Origin of the sequence: Actinacidiphila yeochonensis CN732, from assembly GCF_000745345.1 — a bacterium.
Lineage (GTDB): Bacteria > Actinomycetota > Actinomycetes > Streptomycetales > Streptomycetaceae > Actinacidiphila > Actinacidiphila yeochonensis.
This window is the reverse complement of record NZ_JQNR01000003.1, coordinates 659,388-675,610: the sequence shown is the minus strand read 5'-3', so window position 1 is coordinate 675,610 and position 16,223 is coordinate 659,388. Positions and strand designations below refer to the sequence as shown.

The 16,223-nt window shown below is 72.5% G+C and carries 10 protein-coding genes and 1 pseudogene; 5 read left to right on the top strand and 6 right to left on the bottom strand.

What is annotated here, in order from left to right; all coding sequences use genetic code 11:
* Positions 1 to 443: 443 nt before the first annotated feature.
* Complete coding sequence (locus BS72_RS04450) at positions 444 to 2,438, top strand: MFS transporter (protein ID WP_078901002.1); 1,995 nt, start codon at positions 444 to 446, stop codon at positions 2,436 to 2,438.
* A gap of 95 nt (positions 2,439 to 2,533) precedes the next feature.
* On the opposite strand, the pseudogene BS72_RS39740 reads toward BS72_RS04450, so the two are convergent.
* Positions 2,534 to 2,794 (bottom strand): annotated as a pseudogene (locus BS72_RS39740) (hypothetical protein); the annotation flags it as partial.
* Positions 2,795 to 3,129: 335 nt separating this feature from the next.
* Here BS72_RS39740 and BS72_RS04440 point away from each other — a divergent pair.
* Positions 3,130 to 3,471 (top strand): DoxX family protein, encoded by a 342-nt coding sequence (locus BS72_RS04440; RefSeq protein WP_037906569.1) that lies wholly within the window; start codon positions 3,130 to 3,132, stop codon positions 3,469 to 3,471.
* A gap of 125 nt (positions 3,472 to 3,596) precedes the next feature.
* Here BS72_RS04440 and BS72_RS04435 read toward each other — a convergent pair whose 3' ends face one another.
* Positions 3,597 to 4,886, bottom strand: coding sequence for an MFS transporter (locus tag BS72_RS04435; RefSeq protein ID WP_037906566.1), 1,290 nt, complete (start codon positions 4,884 to 4,886; stop codon positions 3,597 to 3,599).
* Between the two features lie 58 nt (positions 4,887 to 4,944).
* Positions 4,945 to 6,162, bottom strand: coding sequence for an epoxide hydrolase family protein (locus BS72_RS04430; RefSeq protein WP_037906564.1), 1,218 nt, complete (start codon positions 6,160 to 6,162; stop codon positions 4,945 to 4,947).
* Positions 6,163 to 6,664: 502 nt separating this feature from the next.
* Here BS72_RS04430 and BS72_RS37730 point away from each other — a divergent pair.
* The 3 genes from BS72_RS37730 (at position 6,665) to BS72_RS04415 (ending at position 13,394) form a co-directional block, all read left to right on the top strand.
* The gene (locus BS72_RS37730) at positions 6,665 to 11,338 is read left to right on the top strand and encodes a hypothetical protein (RefSeq protein ID WP_037906562.1); all 4,674 of its coding nucleotides are present in this window, start codon (positions 6,665 to 6,667) and stop codon (positions 11,336 to 11,338) included.
* 320 nt (positions 11,339 to 11,658) lie between these two features.
* A complete protein-coding gene (locus BS72_RS04420; protein WP_037906560.1) occupies positions 11,659 to 12,351 on the top strand; it encodes an RNA polymerase sigma factor in 693 nt (230 codons plus the stop codon).
* Complete coding sequence (locus BS72_RS04415; RefSeq protein ID WP_037906558.1) at positions 12,348 to 13,394, top strand: CU044_5270 family protein; 1,047 nt, start codon at positions 12,348 to 12,350, stop codon at positions 13,392 to 13,394. The genes BS72_RS04420 and BS72_RS04415 overlap by 4 nt, the downstream gene beginning before the upstream one ends.
* 86 nt (positions 13,395 to 13,480) lie before the next feature.
* Here the strand turns inward: BS72_RS04415 and BS72_RS04410 are convergent, their stop codons facing one another.
* The 3 genes from BS72_RS04410 to BS72_RS04400 form a co-directional block, all read right to left on the bottom strand.
* The gene (locus BS72_RS04410; protein WP_037906556.1) at positions 13,481 to 13,822 is read right to left on the bottom strand and encodes a hypothetical protein; all 342 of its coding nucleotides are present in this window, start codon (positions 13,820 to 13,822) and stop codon (positions 13,481 to 13,483) included.
* A 253-nt stretch (positions 13,823 to 14,075) separates the two neighbouring features.
* The gene (locus tag BS72_RS04405) at positions 14,076 to 14,903 is read right to left on the bottom strand and encodes a GNAT family N-acetyltransferase (protein ID WP_037906554.1); all 828 of its coding nucleotides are present in this window, start codon (positions 14,901 to 14,903) and stop codon (positions 14,076 to 14,078) included.
* Positions 14,904 to 15,109: 206 nt separating this feature from the next.
* Positions 15,110 to 16,156, bottom strand: coding sequence for a transporter substrate-binding domain-containing protein (locus tag BS72_RS04400; RefSeq protein ID WP_078901001.1), 1,047 nt, complete (start codon positions 16,154 to 16,156; stop codon positions 15,110 to 15,112).
* Positions 16,157 to 16,223 lie beyond the last annotated feature (67 nt).

The following is a 16,223-nucleotide window of genomic DNA, read 5'->3' as shown; positions in this document are numbered from 1 at the left end:
TAAGACGTCCGGTCCGCGTCGGAGGTGGCGTGGGCCGTATGAGAACCGTCGAGCCGTAAGGAGCCGTCGATGGCCCGGGAGACGGACAAGGACCCCACCGAGGACCCCACTGCGACCGCGAGCCCGGCGGCGGCCGCGGGTGCGGGTGACGGTGCCGCTCCCCGCGAGGTACGGGCGGGCGGTCCCGGCGCCGGCACGGCCACCTCAGGCGCACCCGCCACCTCAGGCGCACGCGGGACCTCAAGCGCACCCGGCACTTCCGGTACTTCCAGCACTTCCGGCACGTCAGGTGCGTCCGGCGTCTCCGGCGTCTCCGAGGGTGCCGGGACGGCCGGCCCGTCCGGCGGGAGCGCGGGGACTCCGGGGACCCCGGGGACGCCGGCCGGGCCCGGCGCGCCCGGCGAGGCCCCGCGGCCTCCGCCCACGACCGGCGCGCCGTCCGCCTGGCGATCGGCGCCCTCGCCCTCGGCCTGCTGCTGGCCGCCCTGGACCAGACGATCGTCTCCACCGCGCTGCCCACCATCGTCAGCGACCTCGGCGGCATCAACCACCTGTCGTGGGTGGTCACCGCCTACCTGCTGGCGTCCACCGCGGCCACCCCGCTGTGGGGCAAGCTCGGCGACATGTACGGCCGGAAACGGCTGATCCAGACCGTCATCGTGATCTTCCTGATCGGCTCGGCTCTGTGCGGAGTGGCGCAGAGCATGGGCGAGTTGATCGCCTTCCGGGCACTCCAGGGCCTGGGCGGCGGCGGGTTGATCGCACTGTCGATGGCGATCGTCGGCGACATCGTGCCGCCCCGCGACCGCGGCCGCTACCAGGGCGTGTTCGGGGCGGTGTTCGGCGCGAGCAGCGTGCTCGGGCCGCTGCTCGGCGGGGTCTTCACCGAACAGCTCAGCTGGCGGTGGGTGTTCTACGTCAACCTGCCGATCGGCGTCGTCGCGCTGCTCGTGATCGCCGCCGTGCTGCACGTCCCGGTCCGCCGCACCGAGCACCGCGTCGACTACGCCGGCATGGCCGTGGTGGCCGCCGCCGCCACCTGCCTGGTGCTCGTGACGTCACTGGGCGGCAGCACCTGGGCGTGGAGCTCGGCGCAGATCATCGGGCTGGCGGTGGTGGGTGTCGCGCTGGTCGGGCTGTTCGTGCTGATCGAGCAGCGCGCCGCCGAACCGGTGCTGCCGCTGCGGCTCTTCCGGGTGCGCACCTTCTCCGTCTGCTCGGCCATCTCGTTCATCATCGGTTTCGCGATGTTCGGCGCGATGACGTACCTGCCGACGTTCCTCCAGGTCGTGCACGGCTACTCGCCGACGTTGTCGGGCGTGCACATGATCCCGATGGTCGTCGGGCTGCTGATCTCGTCCACCGCCTCCGGCCAGATCGTCAGCCGGACCGGCCGCTACAAGATCTTCCCGATCCTGGGCACGGCCGTCACCGCGGTCGGCCTGCTGCTGCTCCACCAGATGGGCGTGACGACGTCGACGTGGGTGATGAGCCTGTACTTCCTCGTCTTCGGCCTCGGGCTCGGCCTGGTCATGCAGGTGATGGTGCTGGCGGTGCAGAACGCGGCCGACTACCGCGACCTGGGCTCGGCCACCTCCGGCGCCACGTTCTTCCGCTCGATCGGCGCCTCCTTCGGCGTGTCCGTCTTCGGCACGGTCTTCACCCACCAGCTCACCGGCAAGCTCACCGACGCGCTGCGCGGGGTGCCGCTGCCGCCCGGCTTCAACCCCGGACAGCTCCAGGCCGACCCGACGGCCATCCGCCGGCTGCCCGCGGTGATCAAGGACCCCGTACTGCACGCCTACTCCGACTCGATCACCACCGTCTTCCTCTACGCCGTGCCGGTGGCCGCGGTCGCGTTCCTCCTCTCCTGGCTGCTCAAGGAGCAGCCGCTGCGGCGCAGCGTCACCGTGCCGGACGGCAGCGAGACGGTCGGCGCGAACCCGGTGGAGCGCTCCTCGCTCGACGAGATCGCCCGCTGCCTGTCCCTGCTGGGCACCCGCGAGGCCAAACGCGACCTGTACGCGCGGATCACCCGGATGGCCGGGCTCGACCTCCAACCCGCCACCAGCTGGCTGCTGCTGCGCACCTCCAAGGACGGCCGGGCCGACCCGGTGGAGCTGGCCCGCGCCACGACGCTGCCCAGCTCGGTCATCGAGGCCGCGGCCGTTGAGGCGGAGACCCGCGGGCTGGCCGTCCGCGAGGGCAACCCGCTGGTGCTCACGCCGCAGGGGCGCGAATCCGCCGACCAGCTCGCCCTGGCCCGCCGTTCCGTCCTGGCCGGGCTGCTGGGCGACTGGGACCCGGCCCGCCACGCCGACCTGGCGGCCCTGCTGTCCAAGCTGAGCAACGAGCTGTGCGGCGGCGACCACGACCGCCTCTCTCCCGAACGTGAACGGCCCCCTGTCCACACCAACCTGACCCCGCCGCGTGACTGACCGTCCCGTCGGCGGGTGCTTCCGCGGGTGCTGACCAGTAGCTGACCGCCGGGGCGGAGCACACGGCGCGTCTCGCCGAGCGCGGATCGCACGTCGGCCTCGGTCAGGAGGCGGGGCAGCGCGTTGTCGGCGCGGACGACGGCGTCGAACCGGCCGTCGGGGAAGGGCAGACGGCGCCTGTCGGCGGCGGCCGTACGCAGGGGCAGCCCCCGCCCGGCGGCTTCGCGGACGGCGCGGCGGGCGGCGCGGCGGACGGCGCGGGGCTGATGTCGGTGCCGGTGACGCTGTGCCCGTGGAGCGCCGGCCCGACGGCCTGCGTGCCGATGCCGCAGGAGCAGTCGAGTACCGTCGCGCACGCCCGGTCGATCAGGGCGTCCAGCACGTCCCCCTGCCGGCGGGCGCTCGCGTCCCAGTCGGAGTGGATCAGGTGGTAGTCGTCGGCGAGTTCGTCGTAGAAGCGCGCGCTCGACGGCTCCGGCACGGCCCGAGGCTAAAAGCGGGCGCCCCGAGGCTCGGGGCGCCCGCTTTTCCACGGCGGGCGGTCGGCGCGCCCGGTTCACCCGCGCCGGGACGGCGGTTTCGACGGAGGTGATGTCAAAGAGGCCCCCGCCAGCTAGGGTCCGGGTCGACCAGTGCGCTCCGCGCCCGCGCGGGGACGGTCCGCTCCTTGTCCCACAGATGCGGAGAGAACATGCATGCCGCCTTCGTCGTCGTCACCGTCCTCGGCGTGCTCTTCAACGGCGCCGCCGCCGTCACCTACCTGATCGGCCACGAATACCCCAAGTCCCAGGCGGACATGAAGGGCATACCCCGGAAGTACGTACCGGTACTGGGTACGTTGCTGGCCGCGGGCACCGTGGGGCTGGCGGCCGGCTTCGTCGTGCCGATCCTGGGAACCCTGGCCGCCTCCGGCCTCGTGCTGTACTTCGTCGGCGCCATCATCGCCCACCTGCGCGTGGGTTCCCGCAACATCGTCGGCGGGATCGTCTTCCTGGCCACCGCGGTGGCCGCCCTCGTCCTGGGCCTGCTCTGACCGTGCCGCGGCCGCCGGGTGCGGGCTCCCCGCGCGTGCGGGCGTGGTCGGCGTTCCGCCGGTGCAGGGCGGCGCCGTCGTGTCGCGCTCCCCGCTCGGGCGGAGGGTCGGTGTGGGGGCAGGGGTCAGGCCGGGTGGGGGAGGAGCGGGGGTACGGCCGGGGCGGGCGCCGTGGGGAGGTCGCGGACGCGGCCGACGGGGGAGAGGAGGAGGACGAGCGCGGCGATCGGCACCCCCGCCGTCGTGATCCACATCGCCGTACGCAGGCCCAGGACACCGCCGAGCCAGCCGCCGAGCAGGGCGCCCAGCGGGATCGTTCCGTAGTTGAGGAAGGCCGAGCTGGCGGTGAGGCGCCCCAGCAGCTCGGGCGGGCAGTAGCGCTGCCGGAAGCCGGCCGTGATGACGTTGCCGGCCACCACCCCGGCCGCCACGCCGAACCCGCCCGTGGCGAAGAGCAGCAGCCCGGCCCCGGGGGACGCCAGCGGCATGAGCAGGGCGAGGACGGTGGCGCCCAGCTCGAACAGCACCGTCGCGCGGGCCGTCCCCACCAGCACGGCGACCCGGCGGGCGACCAGCGCCCCGACCACGCCGCCCAGGCTGGTGGTCGCGACGAGCCCGCCGACCGCGCCGTCCGCCAGACCCACGGCGTGGACGAGGAAGACGACCTGGATCGACTGGTAGCCCATGAGCGCCAGGTTCGAGGCGGCTCCGAAGAGCGTCAGCGAGCGCAGCCACGGGTCGCGGCCGACCAGCCGCAGCCCCTCGCCGACCTCGGCGAGCAGGGCGCCCCGGGGCCGGGCGGCCGCGCGGTCGCGGCGCGGCTCGCGCTTGCGGATGCCCGCCAGGCAGAGGATCGAGACGAGAAACGTTCCCGCGTTGGCGAACATCGCGTCGACCACGCCCGCGGCCTGCCCGATGAGGCCCGCGGACCCGAGGCCGGCGATCTGCGCGGCGGACGCGCTGCCGTGCAGCTTCGCGTTGCCCTCGGGCTGATCGGCGGGTTCGAGGAGGAGGGGCAGGTAGGCGCTGTACGCGGTCTGGAAGAACACCGCCGCCGTGCCGGTCAGCAGCGCCACGGCCACCAGCAGCCCGACGCTCAGCCGACCCGCCCACCCCGCCACCGGGATCAGGGCGAAGAGCAGGAACGACGCGGCGGCGGCCGCCAGCATGACCGGCCGGCGCCGCGTCCGGTCCACCCACGCCCCGACCGGCAGCCCGATGAGCAGCCACGGCAGCCAGGCGGACGCGCTCAGCAGGCCGACGTCGAAGGGGCCGGCGTGCAGCGTGGAGACGGCGACCAGCGGCATCGCCACGGAGGTGACGGACGAGCCGTACTTCCCGGCGGTCTCTCCGCACCACAGCAGGCGGAAGTCCCGGTGCCTGCGCAGCAGTCCGCTTCTCCCCCGGACGCTCACGCTTCTCCGCCCTCCCCGACGCGACCTGACAGCAGTCCTGTTGGCCTAGGAGCGGGGATCAAGGGGTGTCTCCGGCGGTGCGCAGCGTGCGGAAGAAGGCGCGGAGGTCGCCGGTCAGCAGCTCCGGCTGCTCCATGGCGGCGAAGTGACCGCCTCGGTCGAACTCCGTCCACCTGACGATGGTGTTGCCGCGCTCGGCGATGTGGCGCAGCGCGATGAAGTTCTCCCGCGGGAACGAGGCGAACGCGGTCGGCGTCGACGACGGCTCCGCCTCGGTGCCCCAGTAGGCCGCGTGGGCGCGTTCGTAGTAGAGGCGGCCGGCAGAACCAGCAGTGCCGGTGAGCCAGTACAGCATCACGTTGGTGAGGAGGTGGTCGCGGTCGACGGCGTCCTCCGGGCGGTCCGACGAGTCCGTCCACTCCTTGAACTTCTCGGCGATCCATGCGAGTTGGCCGACGGGTGAGTCGGTGAGGGCGTAGGCGAGCGTCTGCGGGCGGGTCGACTGGATGTCCGCGTAGCCCTGCTTGTCACGGTTCCACGCCCGTGTCCGCTCCCACGAGGCACGGGTGCGCCGCTGCTCGTCGGGGCTCAGCCGGGCCAGCAGCTCGGCGGCCGGCTCGGCGGTGGCCGCCGCGCCCGGGATCAGGTTCAGGTGCACGCCGACGACCTCGTCGGGGCGGATGCGGCCGAGCTCGCGGGAGATCGCCGCACCCCAGTCGCCGCCCTGGGCGCCGTAGCGCCGGTAGCCGAGCCTGCGCATCAACTCGGCGAAGGCGGCCGCGACCCGCTTGTACTCCCAGCCCGCCTCCCGCGTGGGGCCGGAGAACCCGAACCCCGGGATGCTCGGCAGGACCAGGTGGAAGGCGTCCGCCGGGTCGCCGCCGTGCGCCCGGGGGTCCGTGAGGGGGCCGGCGATCCGCTCGAACTCGACGACGGAGCCGGGCCAGCCGTGCGTGATGATCAGCGGCGTCGCGTCCGGCTCGGGGGAGCGGATGTGTGCGAAGTGCACGTCGGCGCCGTCGATCGTCGTCATGTACTGCGGCCACTCGTTCAGCCGCGCCTCGGCGGCACGCCAGTCGTACTCGTGCCGCCAGTAGTGCGCCAGCTCCCTCAGGTACTCCCGCGGCACGCCGTACGCCCAGCCGACACCGGGCAGTTCGTCCGGCCACCGGGTACGGTCCAGGCGCTGACGCAGGTCCTCAAGGTCGCCGTCGGGGATCGCGACACGGAACGGGCGGAGGGTGTCGTCGCCGGGGGAGGTCGTGGTGGTGGCCATGAGGGCGCAGCTTAGAGGCGCAGGTCGGGGCTGGGGCCGGCATTTTGAGCGCCGGACGTGACGGTCGAGGTGATGTGCCGGAATCTGCGGAGGTGGGGAGGTTCCGGGGCCGGCGCGACTGAAGTCCCAGGTCGAGAAGGGTGCTCCCCGCTCGTGCGGGGATGCCCGGACCACACGGCTCCAACTCGTGCTGGGCACAGGCTAATTGTCGGTGCCATGACGGGGCTCGATGTTACGATCCGGCGCGCGCTGCGGCGGCGGAACGTCGTCGGGGCGGGGCAAGCCGGGGGGCGGCCAGGACGGACGGGGCCCTCCGTACAGGGCGTGCGGCTCGCGGGGGTTACCGCGGGGCGGCGCAGGCCGAGCGAGTCTGGGGGCGGGCACGATGGCGTACGGGTACGGGCGGGGACGCGCGGAGCAAGGGCGCGGTAGACCCGGAGGAAGCGGCAGGCCAGGGGGAAGCGGGGGAGCCCGAAGGCAGGGCGGCGCGCCCAGGAGGGTGTTGGGGGGCACCCTGGTCGCGTTGCTGCTCGCCGTCGCGGCGTTGTTCGTCGCGCCTGCCGGAGCGGCGGTCGCGAGCACCGGGCCGGGCGGCAGCGCGCGGGGCGGAGCGCAGGCGGCCACCCACACCGGGCCGAAGCAGTCCGTTTCCGAGCCGAAGCAGAAGCAGAAGCCGAAGCAGAAGCAGAAGCCGAAGCAGGAGCAGAAGCCGACGGCCGGGCCGAAGTCGACGGCCAAGTCCGCCGCGAAGCCGAACCCGAAGAAGCCTACTGCCGCCCAGCTCAAGACGCTGCGCGCCAAGGCTTCGGTCAGTGCCGCCTCGGCCGCCGCACCCGCCGACACCGACCCCGCCGACTGCGGCGGTGCGCTCGCGTTCGACACGGTGTACGCGTGCGCGTCGATCCCGGCCAACGGCACGGACACCTACACGGTGACCACCACCGCCGACACCGACCTGCTGACCGTCCAGCTCACGCAGAGCGGCGACGCGTCGGCTACCGGGAGCCTCACCGGTCCGGACGGGTCCTCCGTGAACTGCTCCATCCTGAGCTGGTCCGGGCCGGCCAACTGCCGTACGTCCGGGGCCGGTGTGTACACGCTCACCGTCAACGGGGGGTACAGCGCCAACGGGTACACGCTCGCGGTGTCCTCGCTGCGCGCAGCGGACTGCCCGACCCTCACCGACGCCGATCTCGCCTTCGGCGCCGACCCGTTGACGGGTTCGATCGCCGCCGGCGGCGCCTCCGCCTGCTATGCCCTGAGCGCCGACGCGGCCTCCAACGGCGACCTGCTGGAGCTGACCGGCGTCTCGTACGAGCTCCAGGCGACCGTCTACGACTCGGCCCTCACCACGGTGTGCACCGTCGGCCAGTACGGCGCCGCATGCACGCTGACGGGCACCGGCCCGTACCAGGTGGTGCTGCGCGACGCCTACGCGCAGGCGGTCTCCTACCAGGTGGGCATCGCCAGGCTCTCCCACCCGAGCGGCTGCGCCGCACTGGCCGCGGCGCCCTTCGGCGACCCGGGGGACGCCGTGGCGAATGGCACCCTGCCGATCGAGGGCATGGACTGCCGCACCGTCACGCTGCCCGCGGGGCCCGTGCGCGTCTCCCTCGTCGGCGGCGAGGCCACCAGCGGCTCCGCGGCATGGACCCTCTACAGCGCGGCCGGCGACCAGGTGTGCCAGGGCAGCGGGGACCTGACGTGCGACCCGCTGCCGGAGGCGGGGACCTACACCCTGCTGGTCCGGAACAGCTCGATCTGGGACGCGGCACCCTACTCGCTGGCCGTCGTGCCGCTCAGCAGCACTGACGGCTGCGCCGCGAACGTCGGTACCTCGTACGATCTTCCGCTGCTGAGGCAGGCGTTCAGCTCCCCGGTCGAGGTGGACTGCCAGCCGTTCACGGGCACCGCGGGCGAGCGGATCGACGTGGCGGCGAACGAGGACGTCTACGGCGGGCTGTACCCCGTCATCGTCGACGCGACCGGTGCCGACAGCTGCACCCGCGTCTCGGACGACGGCTCCGTGCAGGACGGCTGCGTGCTGACCGGCAGCGGTCCCTACCGGTTGGTCATCCCCGCTGACGGCGCCCCGTCCGGCGGCTACACGATGCGGGTCGCCCGACTGTCGGACCCGGCCGGCTGCGCCACGCTCGCCCCGCAGACGTACGGCACCGCGCCGACCGCCTCCTCCAACCCCTGCCGGCTGGTGCAGGTCACCGCCGCGGGCACCTACGACGTCGGTGGCACGCAGGTCTACCGCCAGGACGGCACCCGGGCATGCGACCTGTTCGACGACCTGTGCACCCTGACCGATCCCGGAACGTACGCCCTCATCTCCCGGCCCGGCTACCTCGACGGCACGCCGTTCGTCCCGGTCTTCGTCTCCCGTACGCAGACGGCGGGTTGCACCCCCGTGTCCGACACCGGCTTCGCGACGGGTGCCGTCGGCGGCACCTTCCAAGGGCCCGGTGAACGCGACTGCCTGACGCTGCCGACCTCGTCCGGCAAGGGCCTGTACCTGGTGAACCCGGAGGCCGACGGGGTGCTCAACCCGCAGGCCGAGGTGGTCGACGCGACCGGCGCGCAGCAGTGCGAGGCATGGGACTACACGCTGACGGAGTGCGCGCTGACCGGCACGGCGCCCTTCCGGGTGCTGCTGCACATGGAGGACGATCCGTCCCTCACAGCGAATGTGACGGGACGTTATGCGGTCACCGTGGCCCGGACGGACTCGGCGGACGGCTGCACCGCCTTCCCGCAGTCGCCCTTCGGCGACGCGCACGGCGCCGACGTGACGCTCACCGCCGACGCCTCCGTGCGGTGCCTGAGCATCGGGGCGGCGCAGCACTCGGCGACGGAGATGTTCGACTACACCGACGCGGACAACACCCCCTCAGCAGGTGTCTACATCGCCGACGCGCAGGGAAACGAGGTCTGCCAGTCCTCCGCGGGCTACTCGTCGGCGATGTTCTGCGGCCTCACCCCCGGCACGGCCTACACCGCGGTGATGGTCGGCGGGTCGGCGTTCGGCGATGGCGGCGCCGACGTCACCTACCAGCTCGTGCACCGCGACATCGGAGCCACCGCGACGTGCGGCACGGCCGGCTCCACCCGCATCGGCGGCCCGCCCACCACCGGCACGCTCGGCTCCACGCTCGCGGCGGCCTGCGTCCGCGTCACCACCACCTCGGCCGCCGACCGGATGTGGCTGTCCACGGCCGGCACCGGTGAGAAGACGCAGCTGCTCGTCACGGACGCGCAGGGCAAGGCGGTGTGCAACCGGGTCGGAGCCGTCTGCCAGGTCACCGGCTCGACCAGCTACCAGGCGGTGATCATCGCCGACAACTACGACGGGACGCCCTTCGACTACCGGCTCGACGCGTGGCAGCTGCTGGCGAACGGCGCCTTCCCGTCGCAGTGCGAGGCGCTGGCGAACGGTCAGGCCGGGTTCGGCCCGCTCGTCGGCACGCTCACCGCCACGAAGCCCGCGGTGTGCGCGACCGTCCCGGTGGGGCAGTACGAGCGCCTCACGATCAGCGGCCTGGGCGAACCGGCCACCGGTGACGGGGTCGATGCCCACCTCTACGCGCCGAACGGCACCGACGAGTGCCAAGGGAGCTACGGAGCGTCCACCACCAGCTGCTTCATCCCGTACAACTACCCGGCCGGGAACGCGCTGCTCCTCATCGACCTGCCGGAGAACGGCACGGCGGCGGACTACGTGCTGTCGGGCACGTGCACGGCGTTCTGTCCGGCCGCCTCGGCCGGCGCGCCGACGCTCACCGCGGTCAGCCCCGCGCACGCCCCCTCGGGCAGCCTCACGCCGGTGACCCTCACCGGCACCGGGTTCGCGCAGGGCGACACGGTATGGCTCACGCCCGACGACGGCACCTCGCCGGTGCCGGGCACCGTGGACTCCGTGAGCGACGGCACGTCCCTGCACGCGTCGTTCGACCTGGGCGGCGCCGCCCCCGGCACGTGGACCGTCCGCGTGGCCTCCCCGACGGCCGCGGCGGCCCAACTCCCCGGCGGCTTCACCGTTGACGCGGCGCTGCCGGGCTCGACGTTCCACACGTTGGCGCCGACGCGGTTGATGGACACGCGGAACGGGACGGGTGTCGCCAAGGGTGCGCTCGGGGCGGGTGCCACGGTGACCCTGCCGGTGGCGGGGAAGGCGGGTGTTCCGGCGGGCGCGACAGCCGCGGTGCTGAACGTGACGGCGACGGGCGCGACGGCCACCGGTTACACGATCGTCTACCCGGACGGCACCGCCCGCCCGGGTACGTCCAGCCTCAACTACGTCGCTGGGCACACCATCGCGAACGCTGTGGTGGTTCCGCTGACGGACGGCAAGGTTGATTTCTACAACAATGCGGGGTCGGTGAACCTGCTGGCGGACATCTCGGGTTACTACACGGCGGACGGGACCGGTTCGACGTTCCACACGTTGGCGCCGACGCGGTTGATGGACACGCGGAACGGGACGGGTGTCGCCAAGGGTGCGCTCGGGGCGGGTGCCACGGTGACCCTCCCGGTGGCGGGGAAGGCGGGTGTTCCCGCCGCCGCGACGGCCGCGGTGCTGAACGTCACCGCCGTGGGGCCGACCGCCACCGGCTACGTGACGGCGTTTCCGGACGGCACCGCCCGCCCGGGTACGTCCAGCCTCAACTACGTCGCTGGGCACACCATCGCGAACGCTGTGGTGGTTCCGCTGACGGACGGCAAGGTTGATTTCTACAACAATGCGGGGTCGGTGAACCTGCTGGCGGACATCTCGGGTTACTACACGGCGGACGGGACCGGTTCGACGTTCCACACGTTGGCGCCGACGCGGTTGATGGACACGCGGAACGGGACGGGTGTCGCCAAGGGTGCGCTCGGGGCGGGTGCCACGGTGACCCTGCCGGTGGCGGGGAAGGCGGGTGTTCCCGCCGCCGCGACGGCCGTGATCCTCAACGTGACGGCGACGGGCGCGACCACCACCAGCTACGCGACCGCCTACCCGAACGGGACCACCCGCCCGGGCACGTCCAGCCTCAACTTCACCCCGGAAGCCACGACGGCCAACCTCGTCGTCGTTCCCCTCGTCAACGGCAAGCTCGACTTCTACAACAACGCCGGCTCCGTGAACCTCCTCGCGGACATCACCGGCTTCTACACCCCCGCGACCTGACCCCTCCCCGAGGTCTCCGAAGGACCCGAAGGGCCCGAGAGCCCCTGAGGTCCCCGAAGTCCCCGAACGGCAACCGGTCACGTCAGCCGTCACGTGGACCCGCTGGGCCGACCCGGACCCGTCAGGACGTCCGGTCGCCGCCCCGGCGGGTCCACGCGCGTGCCCCCGCCCGTGCCCCCGCCCGTGCCCCCGCCTGCGCGGGTGCGGCCCTCCCGGCTTACCCTCCGCTCGGGAGGGGGTGAGCTGCGGCGGGGGTTCGGCGCGGTCGGGCCGTGACGTGGGTCACGGCAACGCGGGCCGCGCCGGGGACAGGGAGGAGTGTGGATACTTCACTACGCGCCCGGGTGCGGGCCGGGGACCCGGATGCCTTCCGGCTGCTCTTCGACGAGCATGCTTCGGTGGTCTACCGGCACGCGGTCCGGATGACCGGGGACTGGGTCATGGGCGACGACATCGTGTCGCTGACCTTTCTGGAAGCGTGGCGGCTGCGCGAGCGGGTGCTTCCGGGGGAGGACAGCCTGCGCCCGTGGCTGCTGGGTATCGCGACGAACGTCTCGCGCAACACCGCGCGGGCGGCGCGAAGACACCAGGCCGCGCTCACCAAGATCCCGCCCCCCGAGGCGGTGCCGGACATCGCCGACGAGGTGGCACGGCGGTTCGCCGACGCCGATGAGCTGGCGGCCGTGCAGAAGGCGCTGGGCACGATGCGGCGCGGCGAGCGCGAGGTGTTCACGCTGTGCGTCTGGGAGGGCCTGGACGCGGCCACCGCGGCCGAGGCACTCGGAGTCGCCGTCGGCACCGTCCGGGCTCGGCTGTCGCGCGCGAGGAAGCGCCTGCGCAAGCTCGCCGAGGCCGAACTCGGCCGTAAGAAGGGCGACGTGAGCCGGGGCGACGTTCCCGGCGGCGCGGGGTTCACGTCCGCGCGGGAAAAGACGCAACGCACCGATCTGGTCGGACAGGTACTGGATAGCCGCCACCAGGCGGCTCGGTCCATTCAGGAGAAGCAGCGATGAACACCCACCCGCGACGACGCGATCAGCCGGTCGACCACCAGGACCTGGCCGAGTTGCTGCCCGCGCCGGGCCGTCCGGTGCTCTCGCAGGACCGCCACCGTGTCCTGAGGGAGCATCTGATGGAGAACATCACCGACGAAGCCGGTCAGCAGTCGCCGGTTCCGACCCCGTCGTCCACGCCTCCGGCCCGTCGCCGCCCCTCGCGGCGCCTCGTCCTCGGCGCCGCGCCGCTGGCGCTGGCCGTGGTCGTGGGCCTGGGCGTGGCGGTGGTCGGCTCGCACGACCCCAAGGGCAGCGCCAGCGCCTCCGCGGTCCAGCACGACCAGGCCGTCAAGGTGCTGAACCAGATCGCGCTGGCCGCTTCCGAGTCCCCGGCTGTCACGGTGGGCGACAACCAGTACATCTACACCAGCACGGAGGGCTCCTCGCGCGTGTGGGACGGACCCACGACGTTCATCAGGGACTCCAAGGGGAAGGTCACGGGCCTGAAGACGTACAAGGGGAACGTCCAGAGCGAGGAGTGGGAGCCCGTCGACGGCAAGCGGGAGGGTCTCCGGCACCTTGTCGCGCTGTCGGCGGACGGCACGCCCGACCCGTCCCAGACGGAGAACATCGCCATGGTGGGAGGCGATGGGTACCTGAACTTCAAGCAGCTGCAGGCTCTCCCGACCGACCCCGACGCCCTGCTGAAGAAGCTGGAGGAGGGCGGCGAGGGTGTGGCGCATTCCCGGCTGACGGAGATTGTGTTCGAGAACGTCGGAGCGATCCTCGACGAGGCGACCCTGCTCCCCGACCTCGACTCCGCGCTCTACCGTGCCCTGGCCAAGCTTCCCGACGTGTACGTGGTGAAGAACGTCAAGGACGCCGCGGGCCGCTCCGGCATCGGCCTCGGTTACACGAAGCCCAACGGCTCGCCGACGAGCGCGGTCGGCGGGTTCGTCTTCGACGCGAAGACCCTGACCTACCTCGGCACGCCCGACAGCGCGCTCCTGAGCGCCGGCGTCGCGGACCAGAAGGGCAAGGCGCCGGTCACCTCCTCCTGACCCCGCACCCTCGCAGGGCGTCCGCTCCGGCGGGCGCCCTGCTCAGCTGGGCCGCTGCGGGCGGGTGTGGTGCCGCGTGCCGCCGCTCAGCTCGCGAACTGGATGCTGCGGCCGTCGAAGTCCGTGAAGTCGTGGAAGTCGTTGGTCGGGAAGTACAGGGCCGGTCCGGTGCAGTCCGTGGACTGGTAGACGGAGAAGCCCACGGGGCTGAAGTTGAACTCGGCGTGGGCGGCGAAGGGCAGCGCGGTGCAGCCCGGCGCGGGGGTGTACGACTGCGACTGCCCGCTGAAGACGCCGGAGTAGAGGGTGACGGCTCCGTCCGGGGGAGTGGCGACGGCCGACGCCGGGGCTGCGGACGCGCCGACCACCAGGGCGAGCGCCCCTGCGGCGACGACTCCCGCGAGTGCCTTGAACTTGCCACCGAACATGGTTGCCTCCGGGCACGATTCACGGGCGGACCCTCCCCCGCGCGGCGCTGCGAGAGGCCGCGGGGGGAGGGGCCACCGTGGCTGATGTCAGGTGTGAGCCTAACTTCGGCCGCCATGTTGTCAAGCATTCAAGTTTCTGAAGGTGTGTCAAACATGTCTACGAGACATGTAGTTCGCGATCTCAGGCGCACATGGCAGGTGAGGCCGCCGACCCGAGACCGTCCGCCCGTGTTTCCCCTCCCACGCGGGGATCTCATCCCTCGGGGGTGGTCGGGGGGTGGGGTGGGATGTGGACGAGGCGGAAGAGGGTGTGGCGGCGGAGGGTGAAGCCCAGGGACTCGTAGATTCTGATGGCCGGGGTGTTCGCGGCGGCGGCGTGGAGGAAGGGGACGTCGCCGCGGGCCTGGATGCCGGCTGCGACGTGGCGGACCAGGCGGGAGGCGAAGCCCCTGCCGCGGTGGGCGGGGTCGGTGCACACCGCGCTGATCTCCGTCCAGCCCGGCGGGTGCAGGCGCTCGCCGGCCATGGCCACCAGGGCGCCCCGGTGCCATATGCCCACGTAGGAGCCCATCTCCACGGTGCGGGGGCGGAACGGGCCGGGACGGGTGCGGGCCACCAGGTCGAGCATGTCGGGTACGTCGGCGGCGCTCAGCGGCGCGGCCTCGGGGGTGAACTCGCCGCGTACGGAGGTTCCCACCAGCTGTACGCCCGGGATGGCTTCGCCCGCTGTCCAGCCCTCGGGCAGCCGCGCCACCCCGGACAGGGAGAAGGAGTTCCCGGGGCCGATGAGTCGGGTCAGGTCCGCCCACGCCTGCGGGTCGTCGGCGTCGGCGATCGCCACGAAGGGGGCGACGTCCTCCAGGTAGCGCCCGGCCTGGCCGACGACCTCGGCCAGGTGGCGGTGCGCGCCGTTGAGCGCGGCCCACGCTGGGTTGTCCAGGACCTGGTCATCAAGGACCCGGTCATCCGGAACCCGGTCATCCGGAACCCGGGAGTCCCGAACCTGGTCGTCCGAGAGAGGGGTGTCCTGGGGATGCGGGTGGGCCGGCGGATCGTGCGGGGGCTGAAGGCTGGTCGACATGGTCGCCTTGACTCTCCGTTCCGGTTCGGGTGCCGCGGGGGGAGCTGCGGGTGCTGCGGGTGGTGCGACACGACGGGTACGGCGCCCGGCCGTCGCGCGATCGCGCCGTCGCGCCGTCGCGCCGTCGCGCCGTCTCGTCGTCGCGCGGTCGCGTCGTCTCGTCGTCGCGCCGTACGGCTGGGCCTGGCGCCGTCTGTCCGCCGAGGTCAGGAGTTGGTCAGGGGCAGCCCCGGCGGGTTGATCTGCGCGCTGGGCAGGGCCTCGTTGCTGAGGTTCCATGCGGCCAGCCACTGCGCGTACTGGCCGTTCTTGATCAGGTACGTGATCGCGTCGGCGACCGGCTTGACCAGGCCGTCGTCCTTCTTGGTGGTGGCGCAGATCAGGCCCTGGAGGCTCGCCCCGGCCCCCGAGTACGTGCCCGCGCTGCGGGTGGCCTGCGGGGTGCCCGCGGTCGTGGTGACGTGGTAGGCGACGCTGGGGTTGGGCTCGAAGTAGGCGTCGATCTTCTTGGAGGACAGCGCCAGGTAGGTGCTGTTGTTGTCCTGGTAGTACTTGATGTCGAGCTTCTTGCCCTCGGCCTTGAGCTTGCTCTGCCACTCCAGCAGGATCTTCTCCTGGTTGGTGCCCGAGCCGACGGCGACGGTCTTCCCGGCGAGGACGTGGTAGTCGCCGTTGAAGGTCCAGTTGTCGCTCTTGCGGGTCTCGAAGCCGAGGTTGTCCTGGCGGTAGCAGGCGAAGTCGTACTTCTCCTTGCGCTGTTCGGTGTCGGTGATGTTGGAGAAGCCGACGTTCGTGCGGCCGCTGTCGATGCCGACGAAGAGGTTGTCCCACGTGGCGTTGCTGATCACCGGCTTGAGGCCGAGGACGGACGCGACCAGTCGGCCGAGGTCGGGTTCGGCCCCGGTGAGGGTCTTCTGGTCGGTTCCGACGTAGCCGAGCGGCGGGGAGCCGGAGGGCAGGAAGCCCTCGCCCACCACCAACTGCCCGCTGTCCCGTACGGACGTGGGCAGTTCCGCGCGGATCGAGGCCACCTCGGGCACCGTCAGCGTGGTCTGCTTGGCCGCGCCGTTGGAGAGCGCGCCGACCACGACGGCGCCCTTGGCGGTCGCCGCGGCCGGGGCGGAGTCGTCCGCGCTGCTGTCGCTGCCGCAGGCGGCGAGCCCCAGCAGGAGCGCGCCGACGGCCGTGGCGGCCAGGGCGGTGCGCGTTCTCACACCGGCCGGGCGCGGGGTGCGGAGGGTGGGACGAGGCATGACGACCTTCCTTGTCGTGCGAGGGGCGGGCTCGAAGCGGGGAACGGGCAGGAGTGGTCGAGGCGTG

What these genes read in the sequence shown, in the direction of transcription:
- BS72_RS04415 (WP_037906558.1), top strand. Translation starts at nt 12,348, where the DNA reads ATGAACACCCACCCGCGACGACGCGATCAGCCGGTCGACCACCAGGAC.
- BS72_RS04410 (WP_037906556.1), bottom strand. Translation starts at nt 13,822, where the DNA reads ATGTTCGGTGGCAAGTTCAAGGCACTCGCGGGAGTCGTCGCCGCAGGG.
- BS72_RS04440 (WP_037906569.1), top strand. Translation starts at nt 3,130, where the DNA reads ATGCATGCCGCCTTCGTCGTCGTCACCGTCCTCGGCGTGCTCTTCAAC.
- BS72_RS04400 (WP_078901001.1), bottom strand. Translation starts at nt 16,156, where the DNA reads ATGCCTCGTCCCACCCTCCGCACCCCGCGCCCGGCCGGTGTGAGAACG.
- BS72_RS04430 (WP_037906564.1), bottom strand. Translation starts at nt 6,162, where the DNA reads ATGGCCACCACCACGACCTCCCCCGGCGACGACACCCTCCGCCCGTTC.
- BS72_RS04405 (WP_037906554.1), bottom strand. Translation starts at nt 14,903, where the DNA reads ATGTCGACCAGCCTTCAGCCCCCGCACGATCCGCCGGCCCACCCGCAT.